Annotated in this window: 12 protein-coding genes; 5 read left to right on the top strand and 7 right to left on the bottom strand. The window is 65.2% G+C overall.

What is annotated here, in order from left to right:
- The first annotated feature begins 298 nt into the window (after positions 1–298).
- Both C4B30_RS29515 and C4B30_RS29510 read left to right on the top strand, forming a co-directional pair.
- The gene (locus C4B30_RS29515; RefSeq protein WP_089500594.1) at positions 299–502 is read left to right on the top strand and encodes a hypothetical protein; all 204 of its coding nucleotides are present in this window, start codon (positions 299–301) and stop codon (positions 500–502) included.
- A 42-nt stretch (positions 503–544) separates the two neighbouring features.
- On the top strand, positions 545–2,659 hold the full coding sequence (locus C4B30_RS29510; protein WP_105133349.1) for a phosphocholine-specific phospholipase C: 2,115 nt from the start codon (positions 545–547) through the stop codon (positions 2,657–2,659).
- 84 nt (positions 2,660–2,743) lie between these two features.
- Here C4B30_RS29510 and C4B30_RS29505 read toward each other — a convergent pair whose 3' ends face one another.
- Positions 2,744–4,063, bottom strand: a complete 1,320-nt coding sequence (locus C4B30_RS29505; protein WP_199779095.1) for a galactosyl transferase GMA12/MNN10 domain protein — start codon at positions 4,061–4,063, stop codon at positions 2,744–2,746.
- A gap of 415 nt (positions 4,064–4,478) precedes the next feature.
- Here C4B30_RS29505 and C4B30_RS29500 point away from each other — a divergent pair, with 415 nt between their 5' ends.
- The 3 genes from C4B30_RS29500 to C4B30_RS29485 all read left to right on the top strand — a co-directional run bounded on the left by C4B30_RS29500 (position 4,479) and on the right by C4B30_RS29485 (position 7,691).
- The gene (locus C4B30_RS29500; RefSeq protein WP_105133347.1) at positions 4,479–5,621 is read left to right on the top strand and encodes a DUF2827 domain-containing protein; all 1,143 of its coding nucleotides are present in this window, start codon (positions 4,479–4,481) and stop codon (positions 5,619–5,621) included.
- A 779-nt stretch (positions 5,622–6,400) separates the two neighbouring features.
- A complete protein-coding gene (locus C4B30_RS29490) occupies positions 6,401–7,204 on the top strand; it encodes an EAL domain-containing protein (RefSeq protein ID WP_089500590.1) in 804 nt (267 codons plus the stop codon).
- A gap of 70 nt (positions 7,205–7,274) precedes the next feature.
- Positions 7,275–7,691 (top strand): hypothetical protein, encoded by a 417-nt coding sequence (locus tag C4B30_RS29485; RefSeq protein WP_105133346.1) that lies wholly within the window; start codon positions 7,275–7,277, stop codon positions 7,689–7,691.
- Positions 7,692–7,835: 144 nt separating this feature from the next.
- Here C4B30_RS29485 and C4B30_RS29480 read toward each other — a convergent pair whose 3' ends face one another.
- From C4B30_RS29480 to C4B30_RS29455, 6 genes are all read right to left on the bottom strand, one after another.
- On the bottom strand, positions 7,836–8,972 hold the full coding sequence (locus C4B30_RS29480; RefSeq protein ID WP_105133345.1) for a DUF2827 family protein: 1,137 nt from the start codon (positions 8,970–8,972) through the stop codon (positions 7,836–7,838).
- Positions 8,973–9,005: 33 nt separating this feature from the next.
- Entirely contained in the window at positions 9,006–9,473 is a 468-nt protein-coding gene (locus C4B30_RS29475) for a DUF4019 domain-containing protein (RefSeq protein WP_105133344.1), read from the bottom strand.
- 26 nt (positions 9,474–9,499) lie between these two features.
- A complete protein-coding gene (locus C4B30_RS29470; protein ID WP_105133343.1) occupies positions 9,500–10,654 on the bottom strand; it encodes a DUF2827 domain-containing protein in 1,155 nt (384 codons plus the stop codon).
- Between the two features lie 14 nt (positions 10,655–10,668).
- Positions 10,669–11,814 carry a DUF2827 domain-containing protein gene (locus C4B30_RS29465; RefSeq protein ID WP_105133374.1) on the bottom strand — a complete coding sequence of 382 codons (1,146 nt, stop codon included), beginning with the start codon at positions 11,812–11,814 and terminating at the stop codon, positions 10,669–10,671.
- A gap of 386 nt (positions 11,815–12,200) precedes the next feature.
- A complete protein-coding gene (locus C4B30_RS29460) occupies positions 12,201–12,863 on the bottom strand; it encodes an OmpA family protein (RefSeq protein ID WP_027781421.1) in 663 nt (220 codons plus the stop codon).
- 120 nt (positions 12,864–12,983) lie between these two features.
- Positions 12,984–17,861 (bottom strand): YadA-like family protein (locus C4B30_RS29455; protein ID WP_199779096.1); only part of this gene is annotated, 4,878 nt, incomplete at its 5' end.

Genomic DNA, 17,861 nt, shown 5'->3' with positions numbered 1-17,861 from the left:
CGGGCCGGTCGCTGCGGCGGCCGGCCCGCAAGAAAGCGCTTCGTCGCTCGTCGTCGCCGCGACGCGGCTTCGGTATCGAGGACACACGAAGCAGTACGCTTGAATCACACAAATCTTTCGAACGACTTACGACTTTCGACGTTTCCGTCACATCCCCGCGTGCCGCGCCCTGCGTGCACCTCGATCTTCCCGCCGCTCGACACCGTCGTGTAACAAGTCGAACATAGCATCTCGGCTTCGATATGACCGGCGCGGCGTTCGCGTCCGCGTCGCGTCTTCATCCTCACGGAGAACCGTTATGCGAACGTCGGCCCTACGGCCTTTCGCGGCCGCCGGTCTGATCGCGCTGACCGCCCTGCTCGGCGCCTGCAACGACGACCTGACCGCACCCGCCGCGCCCGTCGCGCAGCAGAAGGCCGCGTGCGGCGGCGCCGTGGTCGCCACCGCGCAGATGCGCTGCCCGCCGGGTTTCACCGCGCCTGCTTCGTCGCCCGCTTCCTGATATCGGCCGTTTCCACCAGAAAACCCATCAAGAGCAACCAGCATGGCCATCCATTCGCGACGCGATTTTCTGAAGTTCTCGGCCGGCCTCGCCGGCGCGACCGCCGCCACCGCACTGCTTCCGGAATCGATCCGCAAGGCGCTGGCGATCGAGCCGAACACCGTGACGGGCACGATCCAGGATGTGCAGCACATCGTCGTGTTCATGCAGGAGAACCGCTCGTTCGATCACTACCTCGGTCATCTGAGCGGCGTGCGCGGCTACAACGACCGTTTCCCGGTCACGCTGCCGAACGGCAAGCCGGTGTGGTTCCAGCCGCGCCAGGAGGACAAGTCGAGCGTGATCGCACCGTTCCGCTACGACACGACCAATCCGGGCGTCAACGCGCAATGTATCGGCGGCCTGCCGCACACGTGGGCGACGACGCACGGTGCGATCGACAACGGCCGCGCGGACCAATGGGCCGTGCAGAAGTCGAACATGACGATGGGCTATCACGTTCGCGACGACATTCCGTTTCACTACGCGCTCGCGGATGCGTTCACGGTGTGCGACAACTACTTCTGCTCGATCCCGGGCAACACGCACCCGAACCGCATGTACCTGATGACGGGCATGGTCGATCCGCTCGGTACGGGCGGCGGCCCGCTGCTCGACAACACCGACTACATCGACAACCAGTTCGACAAGGTGCAGCTGCCGCCCTTCAACTGGACGACCTACCCGGAACGGCTCGAAAAAGCCGGCATCTCGTGGCAGATCTATCAGCAGGGCACCGGGTTCGACAACTTCACCGGCAACTACGGCACCAACATGCTGGCGTGCTTCAACAACTTCGTGAATGCGCCGGCCGGTTCTTCGCTGCAGACGCGCGGGATGAGCACGCGTCCGATCACGCAGTTGAAGGCCGACGTGCAGGCGAATGCGCTGCCGCAGGTGTCGTGGCTGCTGCCGCCCGCCGCGTATTCCGAGCATCCGAAGTTCACGCCGCTGTATGGCGCGTACTACCTGTCGACGATCCTCGATGCGCTGACGTCCAATCCGGACGTGTGGAGCAAGACGGTCCTGCTGATCATGTACGACGAGAACGACGGCTTCTTCGACCATGTCGTGCCGCCCTCGGCGCCGACGCTGCCGGGCTCCGGCATGAGCACCGTCGACGTGTCGCTCGAGCGGCACAACGTCGTGACCTCGACGCAAGCCGGCACGTATACGGCCGACAACCTGCCGTACGGCCTCGGCCCGCGCGTGCCGATGTTCGTCGTGTCGCCGTGGTCGAAGGGCGGCTTCGTGTGCTCGCAGGTGTTCGATCACACGTCGGTGCTGCAATTCATCGAGAAGCGCTTCGGCGTGACGGAGACCAACATCTCGCCGTGGCGCCGCGCGATCTGCGGCGACCTGACGTCGGCGCTCGACTTCTCGAAATCGGATGCGACGCTGCCGAGCCTGCCGAGCACGCAGGCGTATGTCGCGCAGGCCGACCTGCAATGCTCGCGCGCGTCGTCGCAGACCGCGCCGGCCAGCACCGCGCAGCAGGTCGTGACCGCGCAGGAGCCGGGCACGCGGCCGGCGCGCGCGCTGCCGTACGAATTGCACGTCACCGGCCAGTTGCAGGCGCAAGGCTACGCGCTGACGTTCGCGAATACCGGTACGCAGGGCGCGCACTTCTGGGTCTATACGGGAGACCCCACCGCGATGCCGCGCCGCTATACGGTCGAAGCGGGCAAGCAGCTGACCGATACGTGGGCGCTCGATGCGAACGGCAACTACCTGGTGAGCGTGTGGGGGCCGAACGGCTATTTCCGGCGCTTCGCGGGGTCGGCGGCTGCGGATGCCGCTGCCAAGCCCGAAATCACGCCGTGCTACGACACCGCGAATGGCGATGTGTACGTGACGATCGCCAATGCAGGCACCGGCCCGCTGACGATCACCGCGACCGATGTCGCATACGGCGGCGCGGCGCGCACGCTGACGGTTCCGGCCGGCCAGCGGATCGAAGCGCACTGGGACCTGTCGTGCAGCAGCCACTGGTACGACCTGCAGTTCGCGGTGGCGGGCAATGCCGGCTGGACGCGCCGCATCGCGGGGCACGTCGAGACCGGCAAGCCGAGCCTGACCGATCCCGCGGCCGTCGCGCCGACGATCGCGGCGATCTGACGATGGCCATCGATGCGACGACGCGCCGGCCGGTCGAATCCGGCCGGCGCGTCGTGTTTGCCAATCGACGACGATGCGGCGCCGTCAGGGCAGCAGCCCGTCGTCGTGCGTCATCATCAGCGCACGCATCGCCGACCACATGCCGTAGTAATGCACGATGTAGCTGTCCGCACGGCGAAACAGCCAGGGCGTGTTGAGGCCGACGAGATCGGCCACGCCTTCGGGTTGCAACCGTCCATTGCGCTCCATCGCGCGAATGAAATGCAACTGGTCGCCATCGCTCGCATAGACGCTCGAGCGGTCGTGCAGCGCGGCGATCGTCGTCATCAGGTCGCGCAGCATCGCATCGTTGCGTTCGGTGCGGCGGAACGCCATCACGCCCGAATTGAACGCCCACTGGCCGAGGTCCTGCGCGAGCAGCCAGTCGCGCCCTTCGAGCAGCGGTTCCAGCGGTTGCTGCCGGTTCGCGATCAGCACGTCGGCATCGAGCCACACGATCCATTCGTGGTGCTGCAGGTAGGCGTGCAGCAGCCACGGCTTGAACCAGTTGCCCGTCGCGTTCAGCCCGATCTCCGCGGGAATGTCGCGATGCACGTAGAGCGTGTAGCCGTGCGCGTCGCAGTAGCGCCGGAAATTCCGTTCGGCGATGCGTGCATAGCTGCCGATGTTCGGCGTGTACAGCATCATCAACGCAATCGGGCGGCCGGGGTTGTAGGTGCTGCGCTCGGCGGCTTCGTCAGGCGCCGCGGCGTCGTGATCGAACGCGAACATCGGTCGCCCGGCGGCGCGGCAGCGATTGACGTGCGCGACGAGCGTGTCGCGAAAGCGCGGCGTCGCGCCTTTCCGTTCGGGATCGTGCGGCGTGTCGTCGATGCTGATCGCGAACGTCGGTTCGCGGCTCCACATCGGATCGAGGTCGGGGCCGCACGGCATGACCGCGTACAGCCCGTCGATCGGCGTCATGTAGCGATGCGTATCGAGATCCGCGAACAGCGCGGCTTCGGACGTCAGCCTCGGTTCGCTGCCGAGCTTGCAGCGCTGCACGAGCCGCATCGCGATCGCACGCACGTCCGGTGTATTGCGCCAGATCTGCACGTCGACTTGCGGCAGCGGCGATGCGAATGCGTCGACGAACAGCATGTCGCGTCCGGCCATCAGGCGATCGAGCGCGACGGGTTCGATGATCGCCGCGTCTTCGCTGAGCAGCAGCACGAGTTCGTCGGGTTGCGCGCCGCGCAGCACGTGAAGCAGCGACTCGTAGCGATGCAGCGGCCGCAGCGGCAGCGCTTGCGGCATGCCGGATGCATCGACGATCTCGTGACGATAGCCATGCGCCTGCGCGTACCGGCGGTGGTTATCGAGGCTCGCGGGCGCGTGCTGGCTGAAATGACTGAGGACGATCATCGCGCGCTCCGAATGCGGGGACGCGCACACACGATCCGCGCGATGTTCTTCGGCCCGGCGCTCCATCCGGATACGCTTTCCCGCGAGCGCCGCCGCGGTTCATCATGGATGGGCTGGAAGCCTTGCGCGGCATCGTGTTCCATTCTGTGTGCCCTGGTTTTGATCGTGGCGCGGCGAGGTGGCGTGCTGCTTGCTCGAGTGCTCCGGGACAACCGGGCTGCCTGCCGCCGGTCGGCACGAGTATCGCATAACGATCGGGCGGATCGGCACGGCCGAAGTGGGCGCTGACCATCCCTGACAGTGTGCGGCGGGCTGTCTTCGCTAAAATGCCGGGTTGCCGCCGCTTGACGCGGGCGGCGCTCCGCGCGCTACACTGCGCCATGCCATTTCCGTTCAACTTTCCATCCCGCCGACGATGACGTCTCCTGTCCTGACCGGCCTGCGCATCGGTATCACGATCGGATTGCGTGCCCCCGACGAAAGCCTGTGGATCAACGGCATCAAGCAGAACGCGCTGTTCCTCGCGAAGCTGCTGATGGCGTCGCCGCACGGCTACCGCGTGACGCTGGTCAACACGACCGACGTGCCGCTCACCGATGCGCTGCCGTGGGATCGCAACGTCTATGACACGCGCGCGTTCGCGGACATGAAGGACGCGCTCGACGTGGTGATCGAACTGGGCGGGCAGATCGACGGCGAGCAGACGGCCTACCTGAAAGCGCGCGGCGTGAAGCTGGTCAGCTATTGCTGCGGCGTCGAGTACATCAACGCGATGGAGTCGATGCTGTTCGGCCGTCGGCTGTGGGATTCGCTGTTCATCAACCGCGGCTACGACGAGGTATGGGCGATTCCGCAGATCGCGCCGTCGTCGCTGCCGTTCCTGCAGTCGCTGCGCCGCTGCCCGGGGCGCGTCGTGCCGTTCGTGTGGGATCCGATGTTCCTGACCGAACGCGCGCAGTCGCTGCCCGAGCGCGGCGAATATCGGCCGCGCAGCGAGCCCGGCAAGCGGCTCACGGTGATGGAGCCGAACCACAACGTCGTGAAGTTCTGCGTGTATCCGATGCTGATCATCGACGAAGCGTATCGTCGCGACCCCGACGCGATCTGCTTCGCGCACGTGACGAACGCCGATCGCCTCGCGCACGACAGCCCCGAGTTCGTGATGCTGATGAACTACCTGGAGATCGTGCGCGCGGGCAAGGCGAGCTTCGTCGGGCGCTTCGATACGCCGCTGTTCCTGGCCGACCTGACCGATATCGTCGTGTCGCACCAATGGTCGAACCCGCTGAACTATTTCTATTTCGACGTGTGCTGGCAGGGTTATCCGCTCGTGCACAACGCGAGTCTCGCGCCCGATCTCGGCTACTACTATCCGGACAACGACGTGCAGCAGGGCGCCGATGCGCTGCTTCGCGCGCTGCATACGCACGACGACGACTGGCAAGCGTATACGCGGCGCCAGCGCGAGATCCTCGGACGTTACACGTCGGCGAATCCGGCGCTCGTCGCCGAATACGACGCGCTGCTCGCGAACCTGATCGGCGCGCCGGCCGCCTGAGACCGAGTTTCCGCGGCGCACGGTCGTTGCGCCGCCCCGCCGTCGGGTTTGTCCCGCCCTAATGTCTGACGAAATAATGCCGTTAAAAAAAGAAACCGCCGAACCGGATGGGTTCGACGGTTTTCGAAGGCACGAAATTGACGGCTCCGAGGGAAGTCCGTCGAAAACAAGTTTATAGGTTAACAAGTCAGAAAGATTGTTAAATATGTTTCAATCTATAATCTTCATATAATTGAAGTTGGTATTATTGATTCAACGGGGATGGATTCCGTTTCGAAATTTAATAATATCGTTTGAAACGTGAAAATTGAATGCTGCGGTGATCGAATGACGCGCGGCGGCAGGTTGTGCGTGGGAAGCGGCATGTGCGGAGATCGAAGTTTCGACCGACATATCGAGCATGGGCGGCACTTTGCGGCACGCTATTTATCTGAGCAATTGGCGTTGTCCCGATTCGCGCGTCGAGCAAATCCGGGAAAATACAATCCGGATAAAACCGTTTAGATAAAAAAGATAAACGAGCCGAATTTTGGGTTCTGGTAATTCTCGTTGTGTAACCTGTCGCACTGTCGGTATCGTGCACGCATGGTGTATTTCGAGTAACCGTATATCGTAAAAATATCGAATTTGACGGCGCCGAAGCGAACAGTACGCTCCCCGGAAAAAATCGACATACAGGATGGGCCGGGTGGGCGGCGGAGCGCGTCGAGGTTGACTCGTTCCGCCTATGTGTTGAGGTCGAGCCGTGATCGGCGGCTCGCCATTAGCCGGAGCGCCGGATGAATGCGGTCGAAGCTCGCCAGGAGGCGAATCGGAAAGCGAATCGCGACGAAATCGATCTCGTGTTCGGAGCACCCGACGATCATCCCGACCTTGCGTCGGTACGCAGTTTCGTCGAAAGCCGGCTCGGATTCGCGCACGAGCCCGTGTGCCGCGCCGACCTGTCGGGCGGCGTGCTGTACGAGGAATGCCTCGCGCGGCTGCGGTGGGGCGAGCGCGATGCGCTGCCGCCGCTCGCCTTCCTGCCGCGCCTCGAAGCGCTCGGGCTGATGCGCTGGTTCGACCGGCTGGTGGTCGGCCGCACGATCGATGCGCTGCGCGCCGATCCGGGCGCCGTGTACGGCTGCAACGTCGCCGCGGCGAGTGCGGTCGTGGACGACGCGTGGCTGGCGATTTTCAGGCGGCTCGAGCGCGAGCCGTCGGTGGCGGCGCGGCTGGTGGTCGAGATCACGGAGACGGGGCCGCTGAACCCGGTCGCCGGCCGGTCGTTCGTATACCGCTTCCGGCGGGCCGGGTGCCGGATCGCGATCGACGATTTCGGCGTCGGTTTCAGTGCATTGAACAATCTGGTGGTCGGCAATCCCGACATCGTGAAGCTCGACCGCTCGATCCTGTCGCTGATCAAACGCAACGCGATCGGGCGCTACCAGTTCCGCCGGCTGATCGCGTTTGCGCATGAAAGTGCGCGGCACGTCGTCGTCGAAGGCGTGGAAAGCGAGACCGACCGACAGATCATCATGGATGCCGGCGTCACCTGGGCGCAGGGCATCCGGTTTTCATGGCGATCGCCGGCCGCCGCTTGATCGCGGGAACGGGCAGGGCGGCGCGCGGGGTGCGCGTCGGGAGCGGGACGCATCGCAAAGGGGCGTGGGCATGGCGGGAACGAAAGCCGGAGGCGAAACGGGCACGCAGGCGGCCGATGCGTGCGACCTGGTCGCGATCGCCGAACTGATCGACATGCTGGGGCAACTCGGCGCCGAATCGAGCGATGCGCCGATCGATCTCGCGTCCTACCTGGACGGCCTCGCGATCGTCGCGCGCCGCATTCAGCGGATGAGCCCGCTCGACGCGGGCGACCGCGAGCTGGCGGCCCGGCACTATTACGCGGGCGTCATCGCCGGCGCGTGCGGCGACGAATCGGCGATCGCGCGCGGCGTATCCGACAGCCTCGTCAGGCAATCGGGCGGTGCAGACCGGTCGGCAGCCCGTTGTTTCGCGGTGCTCGCGCGCATGGGGCGGCGGCATGGCCGCGCGTTCGCCGCGCAATGCGGCGATCGGGTACTGGCGTAACGCAACCGGCGCGCGTGCGGGCTGTGTGCCGCGGCCCGGATCAGCGCGGGGGCCCGCCACGCGTCGTGTCGGTCATGACCAACGGGTGGCGGATCGAATCGAGCACGACGAAATGGCGGAACGCACGGGCGCGTGCGAAGAACATCAGCCGAGCGGGCGGCCGGCGAACAGGTGCTGGATCTGCGTGGAATAGGCGCAGACGTTGTGCTCGGCGAGGGTGTCGACCTGATGCAGGCAGCGGCGGGCGGCGGCCGCGTAGTCGTCCAGCCGTGCGTCGTGCGTCTGCGCGGCGGTCGCGATCGCGGCCGCCGCATCGAAGATCTCGAAGTCCGGATAGTAGTAGCCGACATCGCGCAGGAACGGCGAGTTGTGCACGAGCGGGTAGTTGCCGTACAGCGCGTCGTACAGCAGGTAGTTCAGGCCGTTTTCCCAGTGGTGCGACACGACGATGTCGGTGTGATGCGCGGCCCATGCGACGAACGGCGCGCGCACGTCGGCGGTGGCCTTGCCGGCGCGCACCATTTCGAGCCCGAGCGCGAGATGCTTGAAGGCGACGTTTTCCTTCTTGTCGAACGTGTTGGTCATGTACACGTGCTCGACCAGCTCAGGATGTTCGACGTAGCACGCATTCGCGGCGAGCATCGGCACGATCGCGCTCTTCACGACGTTCAGGTTCGGCTCGAAGAACGCGATGCGCTTGGCCGGGCCGTGATTGCGATAGCCGAAGCGCGCCTTCAGTTCAGGGTCGGCGTCGAGGCTGCGTTCGATGAAATACGGCGACCAGATATGCGGCAGTTCGATCACCGGCGCGCGGTACACGGCCCGGAAATACGCGGCGCACGTATGCATGTGCTGCGGATTGGTCCAGATCTCGTCGAACTGCACGCGGTGCGGGTTCGGACGCCAGTCGTTCTTCTCGAAGTTGATCGTCTCGACCGCAATCACGTAGTCGTTGCCGAAGCGGTACGACACGCACTTGCCGCCGCGCTGGCGCACGACGTCCGTGTGCGACGGGTCGACGAACGCATTCATCTCGATCAGCAGGTCGGTCTGGTGAACGACGGCCGACAGCGGCCGCAGCGCGTCGCCGAACGCGTCCATCATCAGCGCCTGCGGATACTCGGTGACGCCGTCGTCGTGCGCGAGCCAGACCTCGCCGATCAACGGCGATTGCTTCAGCAGCATGTACAGGTACACGCAGTGCTGGTTCGCGCCGTTGTACCAGATCGACTGCGTCGCGTCGCGCTGCACGTTCATCGTTATCGCGACATTGAGTTTCATCGGATCGGCTCCGTGAGCGGGCGCGGGCGCCGCTTATTGCGTGAAGTTTTGCGACCGGCGCGGCACATAGCCCGTCAGGTGCCAGCGGCCGTCGTCATCGAGGCGAAAGCTCAGCTTTTCGTAAACGGTCGCACCGCTCGCGAGCGTCGTCGTGTAGTCGACGTTCGCGTACAGGCCGTCGGGCATCGACGATGCGTTGCTGTAGCGGATCCGCGTGATCTGTGCCCAGCCGCGATGGCTGACCGTGCCGACCGACTGGCGTGCCTGCTGCATCTGCGCCGCGAACTGATCCTGCTTGATGCGCGTTTTCACGAACGGTGCGGCGTCGGTCCATACCGCGCCGTACTGGCCGGCGTCGAGCTGCTTGAACACCGCATCGGAGTCGCGGAGCAGCGTGTCGGCCGATTCGCCGGCGGATTGCGCGTGCGCGCCGATCGCGATCGATGCGGCGGCGCAGCCGATCAGCCATTTTGCGCGAGTGAGGGGCGTGCGTGCGTTCATCGTGTGGGTCCGGAAAGGGCGGCGCGTCACGCGTCGCGATAGAGGGCGGCGATCGCGTCCGTATAGGCCGCGACGTTCTCGGGATTGTAGATGCTGACCGAGTCGAGCACGTGCTTCGATTGCTCGCGGTATGCGTCGAGATTCGCGTCGTGTTCGGCGAACGCCTGCAACAGCGCGCGGCCGCCCGCCTGGCAGTCGAAGTCCGGATAGAAATACCCGGCCTTGCCGAGGAACGGCGAGTTGTGGATCAGCGGATAGTCGCCGTACAGCAGCTCGTAGTACAGGTAGTTCTGCGCGTTTTCCCACGTATGCGACACCACCGCATCGCCGTACGCGGCCATGAACTCGTACACCGCATAGCGGCTTTCGAACGTCGTGATGCCGTGCTCGACGATGTCGAGACTCTTCGCGAAGTGGATGAACGTCGTGTGATCCTTCAGGTGAATCGTGTTGCACACGCGCACGAATTCGAGGAATGCCGGGTTCGCGCGGTAAGCCTCCTCCGTGATCAGCATCGGAATGACGCTGGTCTTCACCATGCAGATGTTCGGCTCGAACATCGTCACGCGCCAGCGCGGCTTGCCGGGCTGATAGCCGAACGTCAGACCGGCGCCGAGCGTCGCGCGCGCCTTGTCGAACAGCATCGGGTGCCAGATGTGCGGGACGATCGTGACCGGCGCGCGCAGGCCCGTCTGGTAGTAATGCAGGCACGAGCGCTCGAACTCGGGAATCGTCCACACCGCGTCGTACGGCGCGCCCGAGAACAGGAAGCCCGACGGCTTGTCGAACATCGCGCGTTCGATATCGATCACGTAGTCGTTGCCGACCCGCATCGTGACCACCTTGCCGCCGCGCTCGCGGAACGCGCGCAGGTAGTCCGCGCCGAACTGCGCGCTCATTTCGATCAGCACGTCGCAGCGCTCGAGCGCTTCGTCCATCGACAGCAGCGGCACGTTCCACTCGCCGAGCATCATCTGAGGATCGGCGACGTGTTCGCCGCCGTTCACCATCACGGCTTCGGCGACGAGCGGCGACTGGCGCAGCAACAGAATGAGCAGCAGGCAGTTCTGGAAAATGCCGTTTTCCCACAGCGACTGGCCGGCGCCGCGCACGAACAGCGACACGCCGACGACGAGACGCTTGCCCTCGCCGGGCGCTTGACGGGCATTGGAGTCCGACATGCGTATTCTCCGGTTCAGGCGACCAGACGCGAGACGAACGCGTCGAGGTTCGCGGGGTTGTCGATCGAGACCGACTGCAGCAGCCGGGCCGCCTTCGCGCGGTAGTCGTCGAGGCGTTCGTCGTGATGCAGCCACGCTTCGAGCAGCGCGCGGCCGCCGGCGGCCGAGTCGAAGTCCGGGTAGTAATAACCGGCATCGCCGAGCAGCGTCGAGTTGTGGATCAGCGGATAGTCGCCATACAGCACGTCGTAATACAGATAGTTCTGCCCGTTTTCCCAGTGATGCGATACGACCGCATCCGCGTGACGCGCCATGAAGCCCGGCAGGTCGATGCGCGGTTCGAACGTCGCCTTGTGCTGGCGGACGAGATCGAGGCTGTTGGCGAAGTGCACGAAGGTCGGATGTTCCTTCATGTGCATCGAGTTGACGACGAACATGTGCTGCACCGCGTCGGGCCGCGCGCGATAGAACTCGTCGCACGCGAGCATCGGGTAATGGCAGGACTTCGCGACCGAGATGTTCGGCTCGAGCATCGCGAGCTTCCACGGCCGTTGGCCGGGCCGATAGCCGAACGTCGCGCCTTCGTCGGCGAGCGTGGCCACGCGGCGCTCGAGAAAGTACGGCGACCAGATATGCGGCATCAGATGGACGGGCGCGCGCAGGATCGTCTGCAGCATCGGCGCGGCGGTCTTGTCGTATTGCGGCAGCAGCCACGCTTCGTCGAACGGTGCGCCGTTGAACACGTGCCCCGACGGTTTCCCGAAGATCGGCGTTTCGCACAGGCCCGCATACACGTGCCCGCAGAAGAACGCGGCGATCTTCTTGCCGAGCGCCTTCATGTGCCTGAGCCATTCGACCGGCAACTGCGCGCCCATTTCGATCACGACGTCGAGTTCGTGCGTGACGTCGGCGGGTTTCACGAGCGGGATGTCGAGGCCGTCGAGTTCGAGGCCGGCCGGCAGCGCGTTGGCGTCGCCGCCGTTCAGGAAATAGACGGGGCCGACGCGATCCGAGCGCTTGAGCATCATCGCGAGGAACGCGATGTTCTGGTGAATGCCGTTTTCCCAGATCGCCTGGCCGTCGCGCGCAAACAGCGAGATGCCGACCGCCGGCCGTTGCTTGCGGGTGCCGCTCGCGGCGGCTTCATTGATGTCCGTCACCGGTTGTTTCCTCTGCGGCGTCGTGCGTCCGGGCATCGCGTCGAGCGTCTGGCCGGCAGCGGCGCCGTGGATCGTCATGGTTGGATTCGCGCCGGTGCGCCGCTGTGCGCGAATCGGGCGTCGGGATTCGCGCGAACGGCAGCCGGATTCCGGCGTGTCGCCGGGCACGCCCGGCACGGCGTGCGTCGGGCAGGCTGCCCCGGCAACTGTTTGCCGGCGATTGTGGCATGGAAACCGCCGGTTTTGGCAGGGCGTGACGAACTTTGACATAGCCGCCGCCCAACGGGAGCGGGCGCCGGCGAAGCGGCGCCCGGTCGTCCGGCGGCATGCCGGCGCGGCGCGGCGGCCCGCCGGATCGCGCGGCCGCAGGGGCGGCCGCGGGCGGCTCAGTGCTGCAGCCGGATCTCGACGCGGCGGTTGCTGGCGCGGCCTTCCGGCGTCGCGTTCGAGGCGACCGGATCGGCCTTGCCGCGGCCCGAGACCGTCATCGAGTCGGTCTTCAGCCCGTGCGCCTTCAGATAGGCGGCGACCGATTCGGCGCGGCGCTTCGACAGCGCGAGGTTGTAGTCGTCGCTGCCCACCGAATCGGTGAAGCCGGTGACCGACACTTGCGAGTACGTGCGGTCCGCGCGCTCGCTCAGCAGCCGGTCCAGCGATTCGCGCGCGGTCGGTGCGAGCGTCGCGTGGTCGGTGGCGAACAGCGCGTCGCCCGACAGGTTCACGCGTTCGACCGCGGCGGCGGCCGGTTCGGCGGCCGAGGCCGCTTCGGCCGGTGCGGCGCCGCACTGGAAGACCAGCGTGGCCGGATCGGATTTGTCGCGCAGCGCGCGGGCCGAATCCACGGCGCGCACGGGCTCGTCGCCGCAGATCTTGCGGGCAGCCCTCATGCAGGTCTGCGGGCCCGACAGCAGGCCGTGGCAGTCCACCTGGAACGTGCGCACGCCGTCGCGCGGTTGCAGTTCGGAGGCGCTGAAGGTCGGGCCGGATGCGGTCGAGCACGCGGCGAGGGCCGTTGCGGAAAGCGCGAGCGCAAGAGCGAGTTTGTTCACGGTGACGTCCTTAAAGCTTGGGTTGACCGAGGCCCGCCGCGCGGCGCGCAGCGGGCTCGTCCTGCCGTCGGAGCCGCGGGCCGTCCGGCGGCGAGCCGAACGGCCGGGCGGCGCGACGCGTTACTTCCACTGATACAGCATGCCGGCGCCGATCACCTTCTGACCGCCGCTGAAACCGCCGTTGATCGACGCCTTCAGGTTCTCCGTGATGCGCGCCTGCATGTTGACCGCCATCGCCTTCTGGCCGAGGAAGGTCGACGTGCCCACGCCCATCCCGAAGTTGGCGTCGCGATCGAGCTGCGGGATCGACGCCATCGCGCCGACGGCCGCGATACCCTGCTTCGCCATCTGGTCGGTCTGCTGCAGTTGCGAACCCAACGAGTTGATCTGCGCCTGCTGGCCCGACAGTGCCGTCGACAGCGTCGTCTGCACCTGCGTCAACTGGTTCACGTTCACCGCGTCGGTGCCTTGCGTACCCGGCGCGACGTTCGTGATCTGGCGCTGCTGCGTGTCGCTGCCGACCGACACCACGTTCGAGCGACCGCCGTCGTTCGAAGCCGCACCGATCGCCACCGAGTTCGAGCCGGCGGTGACGACCGGGGCGTCGGTGCCCTTGCCGTTCATGTCGGCCGCGATGCCGTTGTTGTTGGCCGCACGCGTCGTGTTGTTGTTGAGCGTCGTCGACAGCTGGTTCAACTGGTTGTTGATGTTCGTCACGCCGGTCGACAGCGACGCCACGTTGCTGTTCGTCGTGCTCAGGCCGGTGGACAGCGAACCGATGCCCGTCGAGGTCGACGTCGACAGCGAGGTGACGTTGCTGTTCGTCGTGCTGAGGCCCGTCGACAGCGAATTGATCGCGGTCGAGGTCGACGTGGACAGCGACGCCACGTTGCTGTTGGTCGTGCTCAGGCCGGTCGACAGCGAATTGATGCCGGTGGACAGCGACGCGACGTTCGATGCGGTGGACGTCGACAGCGTGTTGATCGCGTTGTTCGTCGCGTTCAGCTGGCTGCCGTTGATTGCGTCCGTGCTCGTGGCCGAGATCCGGCCCGCGGCGACGTTCGTGATCTGGCGTTCCTGGCCCGGTGCGCCGACGCTCACCACGCCGACCGGCGCGCTGCCCGCGAACGGGTACGTGACGCCGCCGATCGTGGCGCTCGAGGTGCCCACCGCCGCGGCCGTGACCGAGTTCGCGCCGAGTGCGATCGAGTTGGCCACGTTCGCTTGCGCGTTCGTGCCGAAGGCGAGCGCGTCGGCGGCCGTGGCCTTGGCGGCCGAGCCGTACGCCTGTGCGCCGGTGGCGCTGGCCGTGGCCTGGCTGCCCAGCGCGATCGTGTTGTCCGCGGTGGCCTGGTTCGAGCTGCCGAGGGCGAGCGCGCTTGCGCCGGTTGCCGTGTTCTGGTTGCCGAGGGACACCGTGCCGTCGCCGGTCGCCGTGTTGTTCGCACCCATCGCCACTGCGCCGGTACCCGTCGCAACGTTCGGATCGCCGATCGCGACTGCGCCGTCGCCGGACGCGGTGTTGCCGGAGCCGATCGACACCGCCTTGCCGCCCGTTGCCGACGCGTTCTGACCGATCGCGACCGCGCCTGCCGTCTGCGCGTTCGAGCCGTCGCCGACTGCCACGCTGCTCGCGCCTGCCGCGCTGGCGTTCACGCCGGCGGCGAGGGCGTTGGTGCCGGTGGCGCCGTCGTTGGCGTAGTTGGCTTGCTGCACGCCGTTGTCGTTGACGCTGTAGTAGTGCGTCTTCGCGGCGTTGATCGCGGTCGAGGTGGACGTGGACAGCGACGACACCGAGCTGTTCGTGCTGCTCAGGCCGGTGGACAGCGAGCCGATGCCGGTCGAAGTCGAGGTGGACAGCGACAGGATCGTGCTGTCCGTGCTGCTCAGGCCGGTGGACAGCGAGTTGATGCCGGTCGAGGTCGAGGTCGACAGGGAGGTGATGGAACTGTTGGCCGACGACAGGCCGGTCGACGTGGAGGTCGACAGCGACGACACCGAGCTGTTGGTCGAGCTCAGGCCGGTGGACAGCGAGTTGATGCCGGTCGAAGTCGAGGTCGACAGCGAGGTGATCGAGCTATTCGCCGACGAGAGGCCAGTCGAAGTCGAAGTCGAGAGCGACGTGATCGAGCTGTTGGCCGACGACAGACCCGTCGACGTGGAGGTCGACAGTGACGACACCGAGCTGTTGGTCGAGCTCAGTCCGGTGGACAGCGACGTGATCGAGCTATTCGCCGACGAGAGGCCCGTCGAAGTCGACGTCGACAACGACGTGATCGAGCTGTTGGCCGTGGACAGACCCGTCGAAGTCGAGGTCGACAGCGATGTAATCGAGCTGTTAGCCGACGACAGGCCGGTCGAGGTCGAAGTCGACAACGAGGTGATCGAGCTGTTGGCCGTGGACAGACCTGTCGAAGTCGACGTGGACAGCGAGGTGATCGAGCTGTTAGCCGACGACAGACCCGTCGAAGTCGAGGTCGAAAGCGACGTGATCGAGCTGTTGGCCGTGGACAGACCGGTCGAGGTCGAAGTCGAGAGCGAGGTGATCGAGCTGTTAGCCGACGACAGGCCGGTCGAGGTCGAAGTCGACAACGACGTGATCGAGCTGTTGGCCGTGGACAGACCTGTCGAAGTCGAAGTCGACAGCGACGTGATGGAGCTGTTAGCCGACGACAGACCCGTCGAAGTCGAGGTGGACAACGAGGTGATCGAGCTGTTGGCCGATGACAGGCCCGTCGAAGTCGAGGTCGACAGCGACGTGATCGAGCTGTTGGCCGTGGACAGACCTGTCGAAGTCGAGGTCGACAGCGAAGTGATTGAGCTGTTAGCCGAGGACAGACCCGTCGAAGTCGAAGTCGACAGCGAAGTAATCGAGCTATTGGCCGTGGACAGACCGGTCGAAGTCGACGTCGACAGGGACGTGATCGAGCTGTTTGCCGACGAGAGGCCGGTCGAAGTCGAGGTCGACAACGAAGTAATCGAGCTGTTGGCCGTGGACAGACCGGTCGAGGTCGAAGTCGACAGCGAAGTGATCGAGCTGTTAGCCGACGACAGGCCGGTCGAGGTCGAAGTCGACAACGAGGTGATCGAGCTGTTGGCCGTGGACAGACCTGTCGAAGTCGACGTGGACAGCGAGGTGATCGAGCTGTTGGCCGTGGACAGACCTGTCGAAGTCGACGTGGACAGCGAGGTGATCGAGCTGTTAGCCGACGACAGGCCGGTCGAGGTCGAAGTCGACAACGAGGTGATCGAGCTGTTGGCCGTGGACAGACCCGTCGAAGTAGAAGTCGAAAGTGACGTGACGGAGCTGTTTGCGGAGCTCAGGCCGGTGGACAGCGAGCCGATGCCGGTCGAGGTCGACGTGGACAGCGACGTGATCGAGCTATTCGCCGACGAGAGGCCAGTCGAAGTCGAAGTCGACAACGATGTGATCGAGCTGTTGGCCGACGAGAGGCCGGTCGAGGTCGAGGTCGACAGCGACGTGATCGAGCTATTCGCCGACGAGAGGCCAGTCGAAGTCGAGGTCGACAACGATGTGATCGAGCTGTTGGCCGTGGACAGACCCGTCGACGTGGAGGTCGACAGTGACGACACCGAGCTGTTGGTCGAGCTCAGGCCGGTGGACAGCGAGTTGATGCCGGTCGAGGTCGACGTGGACAGCGAAGTGATCGAGCTATTCGCCGACGAGAGGCCAGTCGAAGTCGAGGTCGACAGCGACGTAATCGAGCTGTTTGCCGACGAGAGGCCGGTCGAAGTCGAAGTCGACAGCGACGTTACCGAGCTATCGGTCGAGCTGAGGCCGGTCGACAGCGAATTGATACCCGTCGAGGTCGAAGTCGACAGCGAAGTGATCGAGCTGTTAGCCGACGACAGGCCCGTCGAAGTCGAGGTGGACAGCGACGTGATGGAGCTGTTGGCCGACGAAAGACCCGTCGAGGTCGAAGTCGACAACGAAGTGATCGAGCTGTTGGCCGTGGACAGACCCGTCGAAGTCGACGTGGACAGCGAGGCGATCGAGCTGTTGGCCGACGACAAACCGGTCGAAGTCGAAGTCGACAGCGACGAAATGGCGCTGGTCGCAGTACCGACTTGTTGAGCGACCGAATACAGCTGGCTGCCGTTGATCGCGTCGGTACTGGTCGAGGTCACTTGACCTGCGGCGACGTTGGTGACTTGTCGTTCCTTGCCGATATCACCCACGCTGGCGACGCCGACCGGATTGGCACCAGCGAATCCGCTGAACGTCACGCCGCCGACGGTCGCGCTGCTCGTGGGGGTTGCCGCGGCGGTCTTTGAGTTGGCGCCGAGCGCGACGGAGTTGTTCGTGCTGGCGGTAGCGCCGAGGCCGATGGCGACGGAGTTGATCGTGCTGGCGACAGCGCCGGAGCCAATGGCGACTGCGTCGGCGCCCGTTGCGGCGCTGTCGGGGCCGGTCGAATTCGCGTGGAAGTACTTGATGCCCTGGCTGTTGATGTTGTTGATCGCCGAGCCCACGTTGTTGGCGGTCGACGTCGTGCCGTTCGCGTTGTACGTGGTGTACGACGGGGCCGAGACCTTGCCCGTCGTCGGGTCGTACGTCGAACCGCCGCCAAGTGCCGAGGCGGTGCTGCTACCGAGGTTGTCCGTCTTCGTCGAGACCGTGCTCAGGCCCGTGGACAACGAATTGATGCCGGTCGAAGTCGACGTGGACAGCGACGTGATCGTGCTGTTGGCCGACGAAAGACCCGTCGACGTGGAAGTCGAAAGCGACGTGACGGAGCTGTTTGCCGAGCTCAGGCCGGTGGACAACGAATTGATGCCGGTCGAAGTCGACGTGGACAGCGACGTAATCGAGCTGTTTGCCGACGAGAGACCCGTCGACGTGGAAGTCGAAAGCGATGTGACGGAGCTGTTTGCCGAGCTGAGGCCGGTGGACAACGAATTGATGCCGGTCGAAGTCGACGTCGAAAGCGAGCCGATCGAGCTATTAGCCGACGACAGACCCGTCGACGTGGAAGT

Origin of the sequence: Burkholderia sp. BE12, from assembly GCF_002959955.1 — a bacterium.
GTDB lineage: Bacteria > Pseudomonadota > Gammaproteobacteria > Burkholderiales > Burkholderiaceae > Burkholderia.
The sequence above is the reverse complement of the archived record's forward strand: the minus strand, read 5'-3'. Positions and strand labels throughout refer to the sequence as shown.

What these genes read in the sequence shown, in the direction of transcription:
- C4B30_RS29515 (WP_089500594.1), top strand. Translation starts at nt 299, where the DNA reads ATGCGAACGTCGGCCCTACGGCCTTTCGCGGCCGCCGGTCTGATCGCG.
- C4B30_RS29510 (WP_105133349.1), top strand. Translation starts at nt 545, where the DNA reads ATGGCCATCCATTCGCGACGCGATTTTCTGAAGTTCTCGGCCGGCCTC.
- C4B30_RS29505 (WP_199779095.1), bottom strand. Translation starts at nt 4,063, where the DNA reads ATGATCGTCCTCAGTCATTTCAGCCAGCACGCGCCCGCGAGCCTCGAT.
- C4B30_RS29500 (WP_105133347.1), top strand. Translation starts at nt 4,479, where the DNA reads ATGACGTCTCCTGTCCTGACCGGCCTGCGCATCGGTATCACGATCGGA.
- C4B30_RS29490 (WP_089500590.1), top strand. Translation starts at nt 6,401, where the DNA reads ATGAATGCGGTCGAAGCTCGCCAGGAGGCGAATCGGAAAGCGAATCGC.
- C4B30_RS29485 (WP_105133346.1), top strand. Translation starts at nt 7,275, where the DNA reads ATGGCGGGAACGAAAGCCGGAGGCGAAACGGGCACGCAGGCGGCCGAT.
- C4B30_RS29480 (WP_105133345.1), bottom strand. Translation starts at nt 8,972, where the DNA reads ATGAAACTCAATGTCGCGATAACGATGAACGTGCAGCGCGACGCGACG.
- C4B30_RS29475 (WP_105133344.1), bottom strand. Translation starts at nt 9,473, where the DNA reads ATGAACGCACGCACGCCCCTCACTCGCGCAAAATGGCTGATCGGCTGC.
- C4B30_RS29470 (WP_105133343.1), bottom strand. Translation starts at nt 10,654, where the DNA reads ATGTCGGACTCCAATGCCCGTCAAGCGCCCGGCGAGGGCAAGCGTCTC.